The sequence below is a fragment of the Pseudoclavibacter sp. CFCC 13611 genome, from assembly GCF_008831225.1.
Classification (GTDB): Bacteria; Actinomycetota; Actinomycetes; order Actinomycetales; family Microbacteriaceae; genus Pseudoclavibacter_A.
Map to the genome: position 1 here is coordinate 165,233 of NZ_WBKE01000002.1, position 19,702 is coordinate 184,934.

Annotated in this window: 13 protein-coding genes and 1 pseudogene; 9 read left to right on the plus strand and 5 right to left on the minus strand. The window is 66.8% G+C overall.

Annotated features, from left to right (window positions below):
- Positions 1–7: 7 nt before the first annotated feature.
- The 6 genes from F8O08_RS05085 to F8O08_RS05110 all read left to right on the plus strand — a co-directional run bounded on the left by F8O08_RS05085 (position 8) and on the right by F8O08_RS05110 (position 9,821).
- Positions 8–2,521 carry an ATP-dependent helicase gene (locus tag F8O08_RS05085; RefSeq protein ID WP_158042747.1) on the plus strand — a complete coding sequence of 838 codons (2,514 nt, stop codon included), beginning with the start codon at positions 8–10 and terminating at the stop codon, positions 2,519–2,521.
- 37 nt (positions 2,522–2,558) lie between these two features.
- Positions 2,559–3,794, plus strand: coding sequence for a DUF6350 family protein (locus tag F8O08_RS05090; protein ID WP_158042748.1), 1,236 nt, complete (start codon positions 2,559–2,561; stop codon positions 3,792–3,794).
- Positions 3,795–3,803: 9 nt separating this feature from the next.
- Positions 3,804–4,433, plus strand: coding sequence for a phosphoribosylglycinamide formyltransferase (gene purN, locus F8O08_RS05095; protein WP_158042749.1), 630 nt, complete (start codon positions 3,804–3,806; stop codon positions 4,431–4,433).
- A 13-nt stretch (positions 4,434–4,446) separates the two neighbouring features.
- Positions 4,447–6,039 (plus strand): bifunctional phosphoribosylaminoimidazolecarboxamide formyltransferase/IMP cyclohydrolase, encoded by a 1,593-nt coding sequence (gene purH / locus F8O08_RS05100; RefSeq protein ID WP_158042750.1) that lies wholly within the window; start codon positions 4,447–4,449, stop codon positions 6,037–6,039.
- Between the two features lie 129 nt (positions 6,040–6,168).
- Positions 6,169–7,977: an ABC transporter ATP-binding protein gene (locus F8O08_RS05105; RefSeq protein WP_225733348.1), complete on the plus strand. Its 1,809-nt coding sequence runs from the start codon at positions 6,169–6,171 to the stop codon at positions 7,975–7,977.
- Positions 7,974–9,821, plus strand: coding sequence for an ABC transporter ATP-binding protein (locus tag F8O08_RS05110; RefSeq protein WP_158042751.1), 1,848 nt, complete (start codon positions 7,974–7,976; stop codon positions 9,819–9,821). Before F8O08_RS05105 ends, F8O08_RS05110 begins: the two co-directional genes overlap by 4 nt.
- Here the strand turns inward: F8O08_RS05110 and F8O08_RS05115 are convergent.
- Positions 9,790–11,088, minus strand: coding sequence for an MFS transporter (locus F8O08_RS05115; RefSeq protein WP_158037371.1), 1,299 nt, complete (start codon positions 11,086–11,088; stop codon positions 9,790–9,792). The genes F8O08_RS05110 and F8O08_RS05115 overlap by 32 nt on opposite strands.
- A 146-nt stretch (positions 11,089–11,234) precedes the next feature.
- Here F8O08_RS05115 and F8O08_RS05120 point away from each other — a divergent pair, with 146 nt between their 5' ends.
- A complete protein-coding gene (locus F8O08_RS05120) occupies positions 11,235–11,756 on the plus strand; it encodes a hypothetical protein (RefSeq protein WP_158037372.1) in 522 nt (173 codons plus the stop codon).
- A gap of 30 nt (positions 11,757–11,786) precedes the next feature.
- Here F8O08_RS05120 and purU read toward each other — a convergent pair whose 3' ends face one another.
- Positions 11,787–12,659, minus strand: a complete 873-nt coding sequence (gene purU, locus F8O08_RS05125; protein ID WP_158037373.1) for a formyltetrahydrofolate deformylase — start codon at positions 12,657–12,659, stop codon at positions 11,787–11,789.
- A gap of 284 nt (positions 12,660–12,943) precedes the next feature.
- On the opposite strand from purU, the gene glyA reads away from it, so the two are divergent.
- Positions 12,944–14,224 carry a serine hydroxymethyltransferase gene (gene glyA / locus F8O08_RS05130; protein ID WP_158037374.1) on the plus strand — a complete coding sequence of 427 codons (1,281 nt, stop codon included), beginning with the start codon at positions 12,944–12,946 and terminating at the stop codon, positions 14,222–14,224.
- 4 nt (positions 14,225–14,228) lie between these two features.
- Positions 14,229–15,113 (plus strand): bifunctional methylenetetrahydrofolate dehydrogenase/methenyltetrahydrofolate cyclohydrolase, encoded by an 885-nt coding sequence (locus F8O08_RS05135; protein ID WP_158032014.1) that lies wholly within the window; start codon positions 14,229–14,231, stop codon positions 15,111–15,113.
- A 136-nt stretch (positions 15,114–15,249) separates the two neighbouring features.
- On the opposite strand, the gene F8O08_RS05140 is transcribed toward F8O08_RS05135, so the two are convergent.
- The 3 genes and pseudogenes from F8O08_RS05140 to ribA all read right to left on the minus strand — a co-directional run.
- Entirely contained in the window at positions 15,250–17,238 is a 1,989-nt protein-coding gene (locus tag F8O08_RS05140; RefSeq protein ID WP_158042752.1) for an ABC transporter ATP-binding protein, read from the minus strand.
- A 194-nt stretch (positions 17,239–17,432) separates the two neighbouring features.
- On the minus strand, positions 17,433–18,878 hold the full coding sequence (locus tag F8O08_RS05145; protein ID WP_158037376.1) for an MFS transporter: 1,446 nt from the start codon (positions 18,876–18,878) through the stop codon (positions 17,433–17,435).
- A 224-nt stretch (positions 18,879–19,102) separates the two neighbouring features.
- Positions 19,103–19,693: pseudogene (gene ribA / locus F8O08_RS05150) on the minus strand (GTP cyclohydrolase II); the annotation flags it as partial.
- Positions 19,694–19,702 lie beyond the last annotated feature (9 nt).

Consider the following 19,702-nt stretch of genomic DNA (forward strand, 5'->3'; position numbering starts at 1 on the left):
CGAGCAGATGCCACTCACGTCAGAAGACCCCAGCTCCGACCACTCGTCGAACCGTGACCCGCGGCCAGCGAAGGGCGCAGCCGACACCCCTGAGGCCGATCAGCAGCTCGTGCGCGGGCTGAACCCGCAGCAGCGTGAGGCCGTGCTCTACTCGGGGCAGTCACTGCTGATCGTGGCTGGTGCGGGGTCGGGCAAGACACGCGTGCTCACCCACCGCATCGCGCATCTCATCGCCACGCACCGAGCCTGGCCCAGCCAGATTCTGGCGATCACGTTCACGAACAAGGCCGCCAACGAGATGCGCGAGCGCGTGGGTCAGCTGCTGGGCGGGGCCGCCGAGGGCATGTGGATCAGCACGTTTCATTCGGCGTGCGTGCGCATCCTCAGACGCGAGATCTCCGAGCTGGGGTACAACTCCAGCTTCACCATCTACGACACACACGACTCGCGCGTGCTGCTCAAACGGCTGATCAAAGAGCGACATGCCGACACCGACGGTCTGACTCCGGCTGCGGCACAGCACCGCATCTCACAGCTGAAGAACGAACTGCGCGACGCCGACGATCTCTCCCGCGACTCAGGCAGCCGCAGCCCGGTCGACGAAGCGCTGATCGACGTCTTCCGCGCCTACGATCAGGCGCTGCTGCGTGCGAACGCGCTGGACTTCGACGACATTCTCGTGCAGACGGTGCACCTGTTCGAGGCATTTCCCGAGGTGCGGCGACGCTACCAGCACAAGTTTCGACACGTGCTCGTCGACGAGTACCAAGACACCAACAAGGCACAGTACGAGCTCATCCGCCTGCTGACGACCTCAGCCGACGGCGCCGGTCCGGCGACCGCTCCCCGCCGAAGTGAGCCGCGCATCCTCGCGGTCGACGGCTCGACTGCGACCGAGCAGACGGGCGTGCGGCAGAGCAGCGAGGCGGTGGCGAGCTTCGGCGGCCCGCAGCACGTCGACGTCCCGACGCTGACGGTCGTCGGCGACTCCGATCAGTCGATCTATGCGTTCCGCGGCGCCGATATGCGCAACATCGTCGACTTCGAGAAAGACTTTCCCGGCACGCACGTCGTGCTGCTCGAGCAGAACTACCGATCGACCCAGCGCATCCTGAGTGCGGCCAATGCGGTCATCGGCAACAACTTCGACCGTGCTGAGAAGAATCTCTGGAGTGCCCTGGGCGAGGGCGAGAAGATCACCGCCTACGCGGGCTACACGGCTCACGACGAAGCCCAGTTCGTCGCCGACCGCATCGACGATCTGCACCTGGACGGGCTCGACTACCGAGACATCGCGGTCTTCTACCGCACCAACGCGCAGACTCGGGCGCTCGAAGAGATCTTCGTGCGTGCCGGAATCCCGTATCGCCTCATCGGAGGCACCAAGTTCTACGATCGCGCCGAGGTGAAAGACGCGCTCGCCTATCTCGTGGCGATCGCCAACCCGGTCGACGAGCTCTCGGTCAGGCGCATCCTGAACGTGCCCAAACGCGGCATCGGCCCCACCACCGAGCAGCGGCTGATGATGTTCGCCGAGCAGCAGCGCATCGACCTGCCCACAGCGCTCACGCGTGCCGAAGAGATCGGGCTGGGCCCCAAAGTGACGCAGGCGATGAGCGCGCTCGGCGGTGCCATCGTCGAGGCCCGCACCGCCCTCGCAGAGGATCGTCTCGACGAGGTGGTCGGCCGGTTCTTCGAGCACATCGGCATCATCGAGGTGCTGCGCAGCTCGCTGGACGCTCAGGATCAGGCCCGTGCCGAGAATCTCGAGGAGTTCCTCGCCCAGCTGACCGACTACGTCGACAAGCATCCCGACGCGAGCATGGTCGACTTTCTCACCGAGGTGCAGCTCACCGCAGCGGCCGACGACCTCGACGACGAGTCGGGCACCGTGTCGCTGATGACTCTGCACACCGCCAAAGGGCTGGAGTACCCGGCCGTGTTCATCACCGGGCTCGAAGAGGGGCTGCTGCCGCATCAGATGTCGATCGACGAGATCGGCGGCCTCGCCGAAGAGCGGCGACTGTTCTACGTGGGCATCACCCGAGCCCGCCGTCGGCTCTTCCTCAGTCTGGCGATCAACCGCACCGTGTTCGGTCAGACCCGCGACCAGCTGCCGAGTCGCTTTCTCGACGAGATTCCGAGCGAACTCATCGACTGGCGGCAGCATCCCGACGAGATCGGGGCGAACCGTCGGGGCATCAGCTGGGGAGGCAGCCAGCGCGCCAGCGACGACGATGACTTCGAGACCGGCGGGGGATGGGGCGGGGCCCGCAGTCGCGACGTACGACCGAAGCGCAGCGGCGCCACACACGCCTGGGCCAACGAGATCGGCGTCGGCTCGACCCCGAAGACCGAACTGCACCTGGCCGCAGGCGACCGCATCAGACACAAGAGCTTCGGCGAGGGCACCGTCGAAGAGCTCACCGGAAGAGGTGCGAAGCAGGTGGCTGCAGTGCGCTTCGACTCAGGGCAGCGCAAGAAGCTCGTGGTCGCCCTTGCCCCGATCGAGGCACTGTGAGACGGTGCGCACTCGGCGAGACGGGTAACCTGTTCTGGTGCTGAGACGTCGACTTCGCGAGATCGCCCCGGTGAGCGTCGAGCCGCTCACCCTGCTGCTGGTCACGTTCCTGCCGCTGCTGGTCGTCACCACCGCCATGTGGATCTTCGACGACGGTCTGCGCACCTCCTGGGGCGGTGCCTGGTCGCTGGCTGTGCGCGTGTGGCTGCTCGGCTTCGGCGTGCCCAGCGAGGTGACCGCAGGCGCGCTCGCCGCACCCGGCACCATCGGCTCGTATTCGTTCACGCTGATGCCGCTGGGCGTGCTCATCGCTGCCGTGTGGTCGAGCTGGCGCAGCGGAAGCCGCACCGCTCAGGCAGGGCCGCTGCCCACCGTGTGGATCGGCTACGCGCTCGTTCTGGCCGTCGCCGTCGGGCTGTTGGCGACCACGGCCTCGAACGCGTCGGCGCGCGTCTCTCTGCTGCCTGCCCTGCTGCTGCCCTGGCTGCTCAACCTCATCGTGTTCGTTGCGGCCACTCTGGTGCATGCGCCTGACTCACGGCCGGGCGCAGGCGTGCGCGTGCTGCTGAGTCGGCTGCGCGCATGGACGCACGTCGACGAGGTCGTCGCCGGGCCGTTCGTCTGGGCGGCTCTGCGCGGCGCAGCTGTCACGATGGTCGCGCTCGTCGGCGCCGCGACGATCGGTCTGACCGTCTCGGTGCTGGGCAACTGGATGAGCATCGTCGCCGTCTACGAGTCGCTGCACGGCGGATGGACCGGAGTGATCATCATGAGTCTCACCCAGCTGCTCTACCTGCCGAACCTCGTGATCTGGGCGATCGGCTGGGTCGGCGGTGCGGGCATCGCTGTGGGCACGGGCTCGCTGGCCTCTCCGCTCGGCACCCTGGTCGCCCCGATGCCGGCCATTCCGGTGCTCGGCGCGATTCCCACTGGCGGCTCTTGGCAGATCGTGCTGTTGCTGCTGCCGGTTCTGGCAGGGTTCGTCGGGGCCTGGTTCGCGCTGCGACCTCTGGCCGCAGAGCTGGTCGGCGGATGGCATGGCTGGCTTGTCGTCGCGGCCAGCGCAGTCGGTCAGGCCGTCGCGACCTGGCTGGTGCTGACGGTGCTGGCCGCGCTGGCGTCAGGCGCTCTCGGCCCGGGACGGCTGCAGGAGGTCGGCGTGCCGATCTGGCGCATGATCATCCCGGCCGGCTTCGTGGCGCTCGGTGCGCTCATCGCAGCCACAGTTCTGCTGCTCAGGCGACCGGCGCTCGACGAGACTGCGAACCGGTAGGCTGGACAGGTGCTCAGACTCGTCGTGCTCATCTCGGGAGCGGGAACCAACCTTCGTGCGCTCATCGCGGCGCAGTCCCAGCCTGACAGCGGCTTCGAGATCGTGGCCGTCGGAGCCGACCGAGCTGCCGCCGGGCTCGACTATGCCGACGACGCCGGCATCCCGACATTTCGGGTCGACTATCGAAACCATCCCGATCGTGGCTCATGGGGGCGCGCCCTTGCGGCTGCAGCAGACGACTTCCGGCCCGATCTGATCGTGCTCTCCGGCCTGATGCGCATTCTGCCCGCCGACCTCGTCGACCACTGGGCGCACCGCATCGTGAACACGCATCCCGCGCTGCTGCCGAGCTTTCCCGGCGCTCACGCCGTGCGTGATGCGCTCGCCGCCGGGGTCGACGAGACCGGCGCGACCGTGCACCTCGTCGACAGCGGGGTCGACACCGGGCCGGTGCTGGCCCAGCAGAGCGTGGCGATCGTCGCCGGCGACGACGAGACGACTCTGCACGACCGCATCAAGGTCGCCGAACGGCAGCTGCTCGCGCAGACGCTCACCCGCATCGCACACGGCGACATCGACTGTGATGCGGTCGCCGTGGCGACGCAGCCACCGACCTCACAACTTCGAACCCACGATTGAAGGAGACAATCTGATGAGTGCTGGACACAGCGCAGGCGAATACCGCGAACGCGATGTCGTGCCGATCAAGCGCGCGCTGATCTCGGTGTCGGACAAGACCGATCTCGACCGACTCGGTCGTGCGCTGGCCGAGGCAGGCGTCGAAGTGATCTCGACCGGATCGACCGCCAAAGCGGTCGCCGCCACCGGTGCCAAGGTCACCGAAGTCAGCGAGCTGACCGGGTTTCCCGAGTCGCTCGACGGTCGCGTCAAGACCCTGCATCCCAAGGTGCACGCGGGCATCCTCGCCGACCTGCGCCTGAGCGACCACGAGAAGCAGCTCGACGAGCTCGGCATCGAGCCGTTCGACCTCGTCGTGGTGAACCTGTACCCGTTCGTGCAGACCGTCGCCTCGGGCGCACAGGGCGACGACGTGGTCGAGCAGATCGACATCGGCGGGCCCACGCTCGTGCGCGCTGCGGCCAAGAACCACGCCAATGTGGCGATTGTCGTCGACCCGGCCGACTACTCGGCGATCATTGCGTCGCTGCAGGGCGGCACCTCGCTGGCGCAGCGTCGCAATCTGGCCGCGAAGGCCTTCGCCCATACCGCAGAGTACGATCGTGCCGTTGCCGACTGGTTCCAGAGCAACCTGGTCAGCCATCCCGAGGCTGAGGGTCGCTTCTGGCCTGAGAGCGTCGGCGTGGCCGGCGAGCTCGGCCACGTGCTGCGCTACGGCGAGAACCCGCATCAGCAGGCTGCGCTCTACCGCGAGCCCCTGGGACACGGCATCGCTCAGGCCGAGCAGCTGCACGGCAAAGAGATGAGCTACAACAACTACGTCGACGCCGATGCCGCGCTGCGCGCTGCATTCGACTTCGAGGCTCCGGCCGTCGCGATCATCAAGCACGCGAACCCCTGCGGCATCGCGGTCGGCGAGACCATCGAAGAGGCGCACCAGAAGGCGCACGCCTGCGACCCGCTCTCGGCCTACGGCGGCGTGATCGCGGCCAACCGCACCATCACTCTGGCCATGGCCGAGACGGTGAAGGGCATCTTCACCGAGGTCGTGGTCGCTCCGGACTTCGAGCCGGCGGCGCTTGAACTGCTCGAGACCAAGAAGAACATTCGCCTGTTGCGTCTGCCCGACGACTTCTCGCGCGACGAGACGATCTTCAAGCAGATCTCTGGCGGCCTGCTGGTCAGCGACGCAGACAACTTTCCGGGGCATGTCGACAGCTCGAAGTGGCAGCTGGTCACCGGCGACGAGGTCGACGAGGCCACCCGTCGCGATCTCGAGTTCGCCTGGGCCGCCGTGCGATCGGTCAAGTCGAACGCCATCCTGCTCGCTCACGACGGTGCGTCGGTCGGCGTCGGCATGGGCCAGGTCAACCGAGTCGACTCGGCACACCTCGCGGTGAACCGTGCCGGTGATCGGGCCAAAGGCTCGGTTGCCGCGTCAGACGCCTTCTTCCCGTTCGCCGACGGTCTCGAAGTGCTGCTCGCAGCCGGTGTGCGCGCCGTCGTCGAGCCCGGCGGCTCGATTCGCGACGACGAGGTCATCGCTGCGGCGAAGCAGGCGGGTGTTCCGCTCTATTTCACCGGTGAGCGTCACTTCTTCCACTGATCATCGTCGTCATCTGACTGCACTCCTGTGACCGAGCCCCGCCCAGCACACAAGCCCACCCGGGCTTCGTCTGGGCGGGGCTCGTCGGCGTCCCAGCGGAGTGCATCAGCGTCCCGGCAGGGCTCGTCCATGTCTGATGGCGCTGCCCGAACCGGCAGCCTGCCGCACGACATGGTGCGTTCGACGCCGCAGGGGGCCAGCATGTCGACGCTGCTGAGGCTGCTGCCCGCGCTGAAACCGGTGATCTGGCGCTACGTGGCCGGGCTGTGCGTCGGCTTCGCCGCCACCGGACTCGGTCTGGCCATCCCACAGGTGATCCGCGCGCTCGTCGACGGGCCGATCAGCGCCGGGCGAGACTCGGGCAGCTCCCGCGGCGTCTGGGTGGCTGCCGGCATAGTGCTCGCGCTCGGCGTGCTGCAGGCCGCCATGTGGTACTCCAGACGCATGCTGCTGATGGGCCCGATGGTCGGTGTCGAGCACCGGCTGCGCACATCGCTCTTCGATCATCTGCTCGATCTGTCGGTATCGTTTCACGATCACTGGGAGTCAGGACAGCTGCTCTCTCGGGCGAGCACCGATCTCAGCCGCATCAGACGCTGGCTGTCGTTCGGTTCGATCCTGCTCGTCGTCAACGTCACGACGGCCGTCGTCGGCATCGTGATCCTCATCGCGCTCAGCCCGCCGCTCGGCGGCATCTTCGCATTGTTCGCCATACCGACAGCCTGGCTCTCGCTGCGCTTCCAGCTGCGCTATCGGGTGCTGACCCGACGCGGCCTCGACCAGGCCGGTGCGCTCGCCACCGAAGTCGAAGAGAGCGTGCAGGGCATTCGCGTCATCACGGCATTCGGGCGCAGCGGCGAGTTCGCCGACCAGTTCATGGACGCCGCACGTCGGCAGCGCGACACCGAGATCGACAAGGCACGGTCGTTGTCGGGCATCCGCATGTGGCTGTCGCTGCTGCCGCAGCTCGCCTTCGCGGTCTGTCTCGCCGCCGGCGTCTGGCTGGTGCGTGACGGCGCTCTCTCACTGGGCGACGTCGTGGCGTTCTTCGGCACCGCGGCCTTTCTGCTCTGGCCGGTGCGGTCGTTGGGCTTCGCCTTCGCCGACGTCATGGACGCCACTGCAGCCACCGCGCGGGTCTTCGAAGTGCTCGACACGGCACCAGACGTCACCGACCCGGTCGATCCCATCGAGGACGACCCCGACCCGAGTCGCATCGGCGAGCTCCTCTTCGACGACGTGCATGTCGGCTACGGCGACCGCGAGGTGCTTGCCGGTGTCGATCTTCGGATCGCCCCGGGTGAGACAGTGGCTCTGGTCGGTGCCACCGGATCGGGCAAGACGGTCATGGTCGAGCTGGTGCCCCGGTTCATGGACGTCACGGGCGGTGCCGTGCGCGTCGGCGGGGTCGACGTGCGCGACATGACCCGACAGCGGCTGCGTGGGCAGCTCGGCATGGCCTTCGAAGCCCCGCAGCTCTTCTCGGGCACGGTTCGCGAGAACGTGCTCGTGGGGTGCCCGGATGCCGATGCCGATCAGCTCGACGAGGCGCTGGCGATCGCTCAGGCGGGATTCGTCTATGACCTGCCCGACGGCGTCGACACCGTCATCGGCGAAGAGGGGCAGAGCCTCAGCGGCGGTCAGCGTCAGCGGCTGGCACTGGCGCGTGCCATCGCAGCCGAACCGCGCATCCTCGTGCTCGACGACCCGCTCTCGGCGCTCGACGTCAACACTGAAGCATTGGTGGAGGCCAGCCTGCGCCGTGTGCTGCAGGGCGTCACCGCGCTGATCGTGGCCCACCGCCCGTCGACCGTCGCGCTGGCCGACCGCGTCGCCGTGCTGCGCGACGGGCGCATCGTCGCCACAGGAAGACACGACGAACTGCTGCGCAGCGACCCGTACTACCGTCAGCTGATGTCGTTGGAGGTGACCTCATGAGCGCAGCCGACGACCAGAATGCGCCGCTCGGCGTCTCACTTGAGCACCGTACGGCGGTGGATGCGCAGCAGTCGCGTCGCCTGCGCCGGCGATCGCTGCGTCTGCTCGCAGAACTCGTGCGACCCGTGCGCGGCCGAGCCATCCTGCTGTCGCTGTGCGTCGTCGTGGCACAGGCCGCAGGCTCGCTCGGACCGCTGCTGATCGCCACTGCGCTCGATCACGCCCTGCCCGCCGCCATCGACGGCAGCCTCGACGAGCTGACTCTGGTGATCTGCGCCTACCTGGCCGCGGCGGTGTGCGAAGCCGGACTGATGCGCATCTTCGTCGTGCAGACTTCGTCGCTCACGCAAGGAGTGCTGCTCAGTCTGCGACGCCGCCTCTTCGTGCACACACAGCGGCTCGGCGTGAGCTTTCACGAGGGCTACACCTCTGGCCGCGTGATCAGCCGACAGACGAACGACATCGACAGCATCCGCACTGCGCTCGACTCAGGGCTCAACGACCTCGTCACCGCAGTGATGCGCATGCTCTTCATCGCGGTGGCGCTCTTCCTGCTCGACCCGATCAGCGGTCTGGTCGCGGTCGTCGCGCTGATCCCGGCGGCGCTGCTCACCCGCTGGTTCCAGGGAGTCTCGACCAAGCTGTATCGCGAGTCGAGCGAGCGCTCGGCCCGACTCATCGTGCGCTTCGTCGAGGTGCTGCACGGCATCCGAGCGGTGCTGTCGTTCCGCACAGAGCGGCGTGATGCGGCACGCTACAGCAGACTGAGCGCACAGTACGCCGAGGCGAGCCGTCGCCAGATCACCACCATGGGCATCTTCTTCACACTGCTCGCCCTGATCTCGAACGTCGCGATCGCCGCGCTGGTGGCGGTCAACGGGCTGCGTGTGATGGACGGCACGATCGGCGTCGGGGTGCTGATCGGGTCGCTGCTCTACCTCACCCAGTTCTTCCAGCCGATGGAGGAGATCGGCATGTTCGCGAACACCTTCCAGTCGGCCGCCGCCGCTCTCGAGAAAGTCTCGGGAGTGCTCGAAGAGCAGCCGGCTGTGCGCCCCGCCGCCGGCCAGATCGCCGAAGACCGGGCGCAGGGGCGCATCGACTTCGACGACGTGACGTTCGCGTATACGGGGCTCGGGTCGAAGCGCGGTGCGACCGAACCGGTGCTCTCCGGGCTCGACCTGCACATCCCCGCAGGGCAGACCGTCGCCCTCGTCGGCGCGACTGGCGCCGGAAAATCGACCATCGTCAAGCTGCTCGCCCGGTTCTACGATCCCAGTGCGGGCATGGTGCGCCTCGACGGGCTCGACCTGCGCGAGATCCCTGATGCCCAGCTGCGTCGTGATGTGGTGATGGTGACACAGGAGGCCTTTCTGTTCAGCGGCACGATCGCCTCGAACATCGCGCTGGGGCGGCCCGGTGCCAGCCGCGAGCAGATCGCGGCGGCGGCGGATGCCGTGGGCGCCGATGCCTTCATCCGTGCGCTGCCTGAGGGGTACGACACCCCGATCAGCCATCGCGGCATTCGACTGTCAGCGGGGCAGCAGCAGCTGGTCTCGTTCGCTCGCGCCCTGATCGCCGACCCGCGCGTGCTGGTGCTCGACGAAGCGACCAGCTCGCTCGACATCCCGGGCGAGCGCGAGATACAGCTGGGGCTGCGCCGCCTGCTCGCCGACCGCACGGCGGTGATCATCGCGCACCGGCTGTCGACCGTTCGAGACGCCGACCGGGTGATCGTGCTCGACCACGGCGCCATCGTCGAAGACGACGCCCCTGGCCGTCTGATCGCAGCGGGCGGTGCCTACGCTGATCTCAATCGTCGCTGGCAGGAGTCACTGCAGTAGCACTTGGGCCGTCGTTCCGGGTCGCATCGCGCCCGAGCACGCGGTACGAGACGATCAGCGCGATGCCCAGCGCAGCCGCCGCGACCAGTGCGACTCCCGGCCACCACATCCATCGCAGGGCCAGGCCTGCGAACCAGCCGAGCAGACTCGACCCGGCGTAATAGAAGAGGTTGTAGAGCGAGCCCGCCTGCGCACGCCCCTGCAGCGCGATCGCGCCCACCCAGCCCGATGCGATCGCGTGAGCGGCGAAGAACCCGGCGGTGAACAGGAGCAGTCCGGCGAGAATCGCCCAGATGCTCGAGAACAGAGTGATCAGGGCCCCGGCGAGCATCATCGCGGTCGACGCGGCGAGCACATGGTGCCGCCCCCAGCGGCCGACGAACGAGCCGGCCATCGACGACGAGAGCGTGCCGACCAAGTAGGCGAGAAAGAGCAGGCTGACGATGGTCTGAGGCAGGTCGTAGGGAGGCTGGGTGAGGCGGAACCCCAGGTAGTTGTACACGGCGACGAACGAACCCATCAGCAGAAAGCCGTTGAGAAAGAGTACAAGCGTTCGCGGGTTGCGCAGGTGGCGTCTCACCTGGACGAAGACCCGTGCGTCGGGCAGCAGGTTCGTCGGGCGTCGCCGCAGCGGAACGAAGCCGCGGGAGCGGGGAATGACCGACACGAACACGATCGCGGCGGTGACGCACACCAAGACGACGGCGAGCACGCCGAGCTTCCAGCTGCCGGTGAGCTCGGTGACCGGCCCCGAGATGATGCGGCCCGAGAGCCCGCCGATCGACGTGCCGGCGACGTAGATCGCGCTGGCCTTTGCGGCGGCTCGGCGCGAGACTTCTTCGTTCAGGTAGGCGATCGCGATGGCAGGCACGCCACCCAGCGCACAGCCCTCAAGCAGCCGGAACACGACGATCGGGCCGATCGAGTCGAAGGCGATCGCGCTCAGGGCGAGCACGGAGGCGGCGCTGATCGAGCAGACCATGGCCGGCACACGGCCGATGTGGTCGGCGAACGACGACCATGGAATGACGCTGATCGCGATGCCCAGGGTGACCGCAGAGACGGTCAGGGCAGTGCTCGCCTCGTCTGTGCCGAGGGCATGACTCACCTCGGGCAGGATCGCCTGAAACGAATAGAGCTGGGCGAAGGTCGCAACGCCGGCGCAGAAGAGACCGAGCAGGATGCGGCGGTAGGCGGGTGAACCGGGCTCATGACCTGACCACGGCTGGTCGTCGGCTGCAGACTGCGCGTGCGAGCGGTCGGACACAGGTGACGTCGCCTCCTTCAGCTGCCGGGAGCGGCCGGCGAGCGCAGCCGGCACGGTCACCAGCGTAGACCATGCGACCTGCTAGCATTCCGACCGGGGGAGTCGTCTTGTGATCCCTCGATTGTGCCGATGAAAGGATCCCAGTCATGTCCACTCTGCCTCCGCCGCCGCCAGGTTCGAACCACCCGGGCAGCACCCCTCCCGCGCCGCCGGCTCCTCCTGCCGGCTTCGGCGCGCAGCCCCAGTTCGGCGGCCAGCCCGCGCAGCCACAGTTCGGCGGTCCGCAGCCTCCACAGCAGCCTGGCTATGGGCAGCAGATGCCGCAGCAGCGTTCGGGCGGATCGGCGATGGGCGATATGTTCAATCTCGACTTCGGCAACTCGGCGGCCGGCCGCAAAGCACGCGGGGGCTACCTCATCGTGCTGATCTCGGCGTTGGCAGCCGCGGCGAACACCATCGTGCTCGGCATTATCTACTCGATTCAGCTGTTCAAGACGACCTCGTCGATCGCCGCCTCGTTCACCGGAGCGAACACGACCGGCGGCATGCTCTTCGGCGTCTACCTGCTGCTGGCGAGCATCATCGGCAGCCTGCTCACCGCAGCCGCCGTGCTGGTGGTCGCTCGAACGATCTTCAGCAACTACGTGCGTCTCAACGAGCGCGGCTGACCCGCGAGGTCATGGCGTCGGTGCCCCTCATCACTGGAAGATGATGGTGCGCTGGCCGTCGCGCAGGATGCGCCGCTCGGCGAACCAGGTCACCGCCTGCCGCAGCGTGCGGCTCTCGACGTCCTGGCCGATCGCCCGCAGCTGCGCGGGCGATTTCGAATGATCGACGCGCACCACGTTCTGCTCGATGATCGGGCCCTCGTCGAGGTCAGCGGTCACGAAGTGCGCGGTGGCGCCGATCAGCTTCACGCCGCGCTGGTGGGCCTGCAGATACGGATTCGCACCCTTGAACCCGGGCAGGAACGAATGATGGATGTTGATCGCACGGCCTGAGAGAAAGTCGCAGAGCTCTGGCGAGAGAATCTGCATGTAGCGGGCGAGAACGACCAGCTCGATGTCGTTCTCTTCGACGTACTTCATGATGCGCTGTTCGAACGCATGCTTGTCTTCGGCGCTCTTGATCGGCAGCGAGGTGAACGGCACCCCGTAGAACCCGGCGAGATCGGCCAGATCGGGGTGGTTGCCGAACACGCGGGGAATCTCGATGTTGGTCTGGCCCGAGTTCTGCCGAAAGAGCAGATCCTGCAGGCAGTGCGCGGCCTTCGACACGAGCACGAGCGTCTTGGTCGGGCGGTCCGACTCGCGCAGCGTCAGATCCAGGTGATACTGCTCCACGACCGGAGTCAGCGCGGCGCGCAGCTGGCGTTCGCTCGCCGGCGTGCTGATGCGCAGCCGCATGAAGAAGCGACCCGTGTCGGTGCTGTGGAACTGCTGCGATTCTTCGATGTTGCCGTGAGCGTCGACGATGCCGCCCGTGATGGCGTGGACCAGTCCCGGCTGATCGTCACACGTGATGGTGATGATCCAGTCGTTGTTCGGGGTGCTGTCTGTGTGCTGGGTCACGATGAAAGATCTCCGCTCGATGCTTGACGACAGAGACCAATCGTAGTCGACAGCTGCGGGGTCTGGATCCCTGTATAGAATGGACGCTGTCGCGACTGGCGTTTTTGCAGTCTGACTGCCGAATGCGAATCAGACGGGTGATCTGTCTGATGAGCATCCAGTGGCAGACTTCGAAATGAGATGGACACCATCGGGGAGCGACACACGGATTGGGCCGCACGCCTGGGCCTCGACAGTCTGCTTGACACGCAACCGCAGTTTGCAACCATGACAAGGAGATCCGCGTGACTGGAACAAACCCCACGCTCAACACCCCGATCGAGCAGCTCGACCCTGAGATCGCTCAGGTGCTCGACAACGAGCTCAATCGTCAGCGCAACACCCTCGAGATGATCGCCTCAGAGAACTTCGTGCCACGTGCCGTTCTCGAGGCGCAGGGGTCGGTGCTGACGAACAAGTACGCCGAGGGCTACCCCGGACGCCGCTATTACGGCGGCTGCGAGTTCGTCGATGTGGCTGAGACGCTCGCTCAGCAGCGTGCGCTCGCCGTGTTCGGCGGCGACCATGTCAACGTGCAGCCGCACTCGGGCGCACAGGCCAACGCCGCAGTGCTGCACGCGCTCGCCAAGCCCGGCGACACGATTCTCGGTCTCGAGCTGGCTCATGGCGGGCACCTCAGCCACGGCATGAAGATCAACTTCTCGGGCAAGTTCTACAACGCCCGCGCATATGGCGTCGATCCTGAGACCTTCCGCATCGACATGGACAAAGTCCGTGAGATCGCGCTCGCTGAGAAGCCCAGCGTGATCATCGCTGGATGGTCGGCCTACCCGCGCATCGTCGACTTCCAGGCGTTCCGCGAGATCGCCGACGAGGTGGGCGCACGTCTTTGGGTCGACATGGCGCACTTCGCCGGTCTCGTCGCCGCAGGACTGCATCCGAACCCGGTGCCGATCGCCGACGTCACGTCGACGACCGTGCACAAAACCCTCGGCGGGCCGCGCTCGGGCACGATCTTCTCGAAGCAGGAGTTCGCCAAGAAGATCGACTCGGCCGTGTTCCCCGGTCAGCAGGGCGGGCCGCTCATGCACGTGGTCGCCGCCAAAGCGGTCGCGTTCAAGATCGCAGCGACCGATGAGTTCAAAGCGCGTCAGGAGCGCACACTCGAGGGTGCCCAGATCATCGCCGAGCGCCTGACCGCACCCGACGCCAAGGCGAACGGCATCGACGTGCTGACCGGCGGAACCGACGTGCACTTGGTGCTCGCCGACCTGCGCACCTCGCAGCTCGACGGCCAGCAGGCCGAAGACATCCTGCACGAGGTCGGCATCACGGTCAACCGCAACGCCGTGCCGTTCGATCCGCGCCCGCCGCGCGTCACCAGCGGTCTGCGCATCGGCACGCCGGCACTCGCCACCCGCGGGTTCGGCGCCTCCGAGTTCACCGAGGTCGCCGACGTCATCGCCGAGGCGCTCAAGCCGACGCCCGACGTCGAGGCGCTGAAGGCCCGCGTCGCCAAGCTCGCCGACGACTTCCCGCTGTACCCCGGCCTCGAGCAGTGGTGATCGCATGACCGCGATCAAGATCGACGGCAAAGCGACAGCGAAAGCCATCAAGGCCGAGCTCGCCGAGCGAGTCGACGCCCTTCGCCAGCACGGCGTGACACCCGGCCTCGGCACGCTGCTGGTGGGAGAAGACGCCGGCTCGCAGATCTACGTGGCGGGCAAACACCGTGACTGCGCCGAAGTGGGCATCGCATCCGTCAGAGAAGACCTGCCGGCCACCGCGACCGCTGCCGAGGTGCACGCAGCGATCGAGCGGCTGAACAGCTCGGACGAGGTCACCGGCTACATCGTGCAGCTGCCGCTGCCGAAAGGGCTCGACGAGCTGGCCGCGCTGGAGCTGATCGACCCGGAGAAAGACGCCGACGGGCTGCACCCGACCAACCTCGGGCGCTTGGTGCTCAACGTCGGAGGCGAGATCTCGACGCCGCTGCCGTGCACCCCTGCAGGCATCCTCGAACTGCTGCGCCGCTATGAGGTGCCGCTTGAGGGCCGCAAGGTGGCCATCATCGGCCGTGGCGTGACGGTGGGGCGCCCCTTGGGGCTGCTCCTCGGGCGTCGCGGCGTCGATGCGACCGTGACGACGCTGCATTCGCACACGCCGAACCTGGCCGACGAAGTGCGTCAGGCAGACGTCGTGGTGGCGGCACTGGGCAGGCAGCACTTCGTGCAGCCCGACTGGGTGAAGCCGGGTGCCGCGGTCATCGACGTGGGCGTCAGCCGTGTGGTCGACCCCGAGACCGGCAAAGGGCGCCCCGTCGGCGACGTGCACCCGGACGTCGCCGAGGTCGCCGGCTGGCTGACGCCGAACCCAGGCGGGGTCGGGCCGATGACCCGTGCCGAGCTGCTGGTCAATGTGGTTCGACTGGCCGAACAGCGTCTCGCGAAGTAGCCGATGGCCGAGTCCGGCTCGGCAGGCAGTGAACGACCGCAGGCCTCTCTGACACAGAGACCCTGCGGTCGTTCTGTCTTGCGTGACCGCAACAGGAGCCTGGGCCGTCTGCCAAGAGCAGACGAGGCCGAACGACTCAGGCCAACAGCTGCTGCTCTGCGAGCTCTCGATACAGGGGGCTCAGAGCGAGCAGCTGTTCGTGAGTGCCTGTGGCGACGGCCTTGCCGTTCTGCATGACCACGATCTGGTCGGAGTCGATCACGGTCGACAGACGGTGTGCGATCACGACGAGAGTGCGCTCTGCGGCCACGTGCGCGATGGCCTGTTTGAGCAGCTCTTCGTTCAGGCCGTCGAGACTCGACGTGAGCTCGTCGAGCAGCAGAATCGGCGGCCCGGCCAGCAGCACGCGCGCCAGTGCCAGGCGCTGACGCTCGCCCCCCGAGAGCAGCGAACCGCCTTCTCCGACAGAGGCGTCGAGCCCGGCACCGTCGCGGGAGACGAGATGCTCGAGATTCACCTCGCGCAGCACGGTCAGACACTCATCGTCTGTGGCATCGGGCGCTGCCAGCCGCAGGTTGTCTCCGAGAGAGCCTGCCAGCACGGGGGAGTCCTGCTCGACGTAGCCGAACTGGGCGCGCAGCAGATCGCGATCCCAGCTGCGCACATCGACACCGTCGACCTGCACCGATCCGCTCTGCACATCGTAGAAGCGCTCGAGCAGACCGAGCACAGTCGACTTACCGGCTCCTGAAGGGCCGACCAGTGCGGTCTTGGTGCCCGGGGCCACCGAGAACGAGAGGCTCTGCAGCACGTCTTCGGCACTCGATGGGTAACGGAACGTCACCTGGTCGAGCGCGATTGCCGCGCCAGTAGGCACCGCTTCTGAGACCGAGGACGTCTGGGCAGCAGTCGCTGGCGTGTCAGCGGGCTGGGCCCCGTCAGACAACTGCTCATGTGAGCCTGGGCGCACGCGATCGTGGGCATCTTCGTCGGGCAGATCGAGCACCTCTTGAATGCGGGCCAGCGCACCCAGCGCGCTCTGCACCGAAGTGAAGGCGCCTGCGGCACTCGCCAGGGGCATGACCATCATGAACAGGAAGATCACGAAGCTGACCAGCTGCGCGATGGTGATCACCCCTGCTGCCACTCGCAGACCGCCGACGCCCAGCACAACGAGCACTGCGGCCTGGAGGGCCACCTGCACCGTGGGCCCGACCAGCGCCGACAGACGCGCGATGCGCAGACCGCGATCGTAGGCCTGGTGCGCGTCAGTGAGGATGCCTGCGGTCTCTCGTGCGGTCGCTCCGTTCGCGCGGATGGTGCGCACCGCACGAACCGACCGTTCGACAGCTGCGGTGAGGGCGCCCACGCTCTTCTGCGCCTCGCGCGTCGCCGACTGCACCTGGCGTGCGACGACAGAGACGGCGACGATCGCCACGACGAGCACCAGTGCGGTGAGCGCGAAGAGCAGCGGATCGAGTACGAGCATGCCGACGATCGCACCGACGAGAATGAAGACGCCGCCGACCGCATCGACCAGCCCTTGGGTGAGCACGGCCCGCAGCAGGGTGGTGTCCGAACTGACCCGGCTCACGAGGTCTCCGGTGCGACGCTGATCGATCTCGCTGATCGGCAGCCGCAGAATCTTGTGCACCAGCCGCTGCCGGCTCGAGAGCACGACGCCTTCGCCCGTGCGACTCAGCACGTAGTACTGCACACCAGTGATGACGCCGGCCACGATCAAGAGTGCCACGACGAGCCAGACGAGAGAACCGAGCACCTCGCCGTTCTGCACCCGGGTGATGAGCACATTGAGCAGCAGGGGCTGGCACAGCGTGAGTAGGGCTCCGACGACGGAGAGCACCGCGGCGGTGATCAGAATGCCTTTGCGCTCGACGAGATACGGCCAGAGCTGTGAGAATCGGGCCCGAGGCTCATCGGATCGTGCGCGGCCGAACGGCCCCCGACGTCTCGGCTGCTCCGTTCGGGCGGCATGGTCGGACGACGGGTGCGTCACGTGCCCGAGAGTCTGCTGCGGATGCTGCGCTGCGGGGGACGCCGCACCCTGCTGAACCGAGCTGGCGGGGTCAGAGTGCTGCGGATGCGATGAGGCGTTGGCGGACATGCTGCTCCTTCGACTGCTCCATGCTATAGCCACCCGCTGACCGGGCATGACTCTTCTCGTGACGCTGCGGTGAGATCGATGCCCTGCACTCCCATGCTCCGGCTCCAGACAGAGCAGGGGCCTCGGACGCAGCGTCCGAGGCCCCTGGGCGTGTGGCGCATCCTTCGATCTGCCACGCGGTCTGAATGCCGAGATCAGATCTCGTCGAGGTCGAGATCCTTCGTCTCGGGGCTGAAGAGCAGTGCGACGAACGTCAGCACCGCGCTCACCGACAGATAGACACCGACCCACACCGGGTTGCCGTTGCCCTCGGCCCACAGCCACACGGCGATGATCGGAGCCACAGCGGCACCGAGGATCGAGCTGATGTTGTAGGCGATCGCCGAGCCCGTGTAGCGGGTCTCGGTGGGGTACAGCTCGGGCAGGAACGCACCCATCGGGCCGAACGTGATGCCCATCAGGGTGAAGCCGATGATCAGGAAGCCCTGTGCGAGCGCTCCGGTGAACTTCGGGTCGGCGCTGGGCAGCAGGAACAGCTGGAACAGCAGACCGAAGATCACGATCCCGCCGGTCACCCAGATCAGCAGTTTGCGGCGGCCGACGCGGTCGGCGATCGGACCCGACAGCAGCGTGAAGACGCCGAAGAAGATCACGCCGATGATCATCATCATGACGAAGTTGTTGTACGAGAAGCCCAGCCCCGGGTAGAAGCTCGACGGGTCGAACGGCTTGCCGGCCTTCTCTGCCGCTTTCGCCGCTGCCTCTGCACTGGCGGGTTTGGTGCCGTACGACAGTGTGAACGCAGTCATCAGGTAGAAGAGCACATATGTGGCGAGCATCGCGAAGGTGCCCAAGATCAGCTGCCACCAGTTATTGCGCAGCACTTCGCCCAGCGGCAGCTTCTTGACCTTGCCCTGCTTCTTCGCCTTGGCGAAGCTGTCAGACTCGACCAAGTGCATGCGCACCCACAGGCCGACGAGCACCATCAGTGCGCTGAACAGGAAGGGAATGCGCCAGCCCCAGGCCTGGAACGCGGCGGACTGCAGCGAGGTGTCGCCGCTCTCATGCGGAAGCAGGGCGTTGATCGTGAGGAACAGGCCATTGGCGATGATGAAGCCGATCGGCGCGCCGACCTGCGGGAAGGTGCCGAACCAGGCGCGCTTGCCCTTGGGGGCGTTCTCGGTGGCGACCAGCGCCGCACCCGACCACTCGCCTCCCAGCGCGAACCCCTGTGCCAGACGCAGGATGAGCAGCAGCACGGCGGCGGTGATGCCGATGTCGTGATACGTGGGCAGCAGGCCGATCAGGAACGTCGCGATGCCCATGGTGAGCAGGCTCCAGATCAGCGTGGTCTTGCGACCGACTTTGTCTCCGAGGTGGCCGAAGACGAGCGCCCCGATGGGGCGTGCGATCATGGCCGCGCCGAAGACCGCGAACGAGGCGAGCAGGGCGACGGTGTCGTTGCCCGCGGGAAAGAAGAGGGCTGGGAAGACCAGCACCGCTGCGGTCGCGTAGACATAGAAGTCGTAGAACTCGATCGTGGTGCCGATGAGGCTGGCGAGCACCACGCGTGAGGGCGGATTCGCCGGCTTGTTCTGCTGACTGGCGTCGACGGTGGCCGTCGCTGTTTCTGTAGACATCGTGAAGAAGACTCCCAATGAGAATGAGTGGTCGCGTCGTGCGGCCTACCGGTGCGTGGTCAGGCCATGGACGCTGATGTGAACACCCATGTTGGGGCGCGAGATGAACGCGGAAACGATGATGATCGCATACGCGTGTGCAGCGCTTGTGGCGCGCTGCACTATATTACGTCCTGGTTACGAGATTGACAAGAAGATCACAGTGCGAGGATGCCAGGCGGTGCTCAGAGATCAGCCGGCAGGATGTGACCCATGCGGTCGCGCTTCGTTTCGAGATACCCCTGATTGAACTCGGTCTCACCGACCACCAGAGGCACCTGGGCGGTGACCGTGATGCCATGCTGCTCGAGATCGGTGCGTTTGAGCGGGTTGTTCGTCAGCAGCCGCACGTGGTCGATGCCCAAGTCACCGAGGATCGCCACTGCCGCGCCGTACTCTCGTTCGTCGTCGGCGTGGCCGAGTGCGCGGTTCGCGTCGACGGTGTCGAGACCCTGCTCTTGCAGCCGGTAGGCGCGCAGCTTTTCGAGCAGACCGATGCCGCGGCCCTCGTGTCCGCGCAGGTAGATCACCACGCCGCCTCGGGCGTCGATCATGCGCAGCGCCGCGTGCAGCTGCGGGCCGCACTCGCACTTCTGCGAACCCAGCACCTCGCCGGTGAGGCACTCGGAGTGCACGCGAACCAGCGGCTCGCCGTCGAGCGGGCGCTCAGAGATGACGGCGAGGTGATCTGCCCCGGTCACGAGGTCACGATATCCGCGCACACGAAAGATTCCGTAGTCAGTGGGAATGCGGGTTTCGACTACGAACTCGATGCGATCTGAACT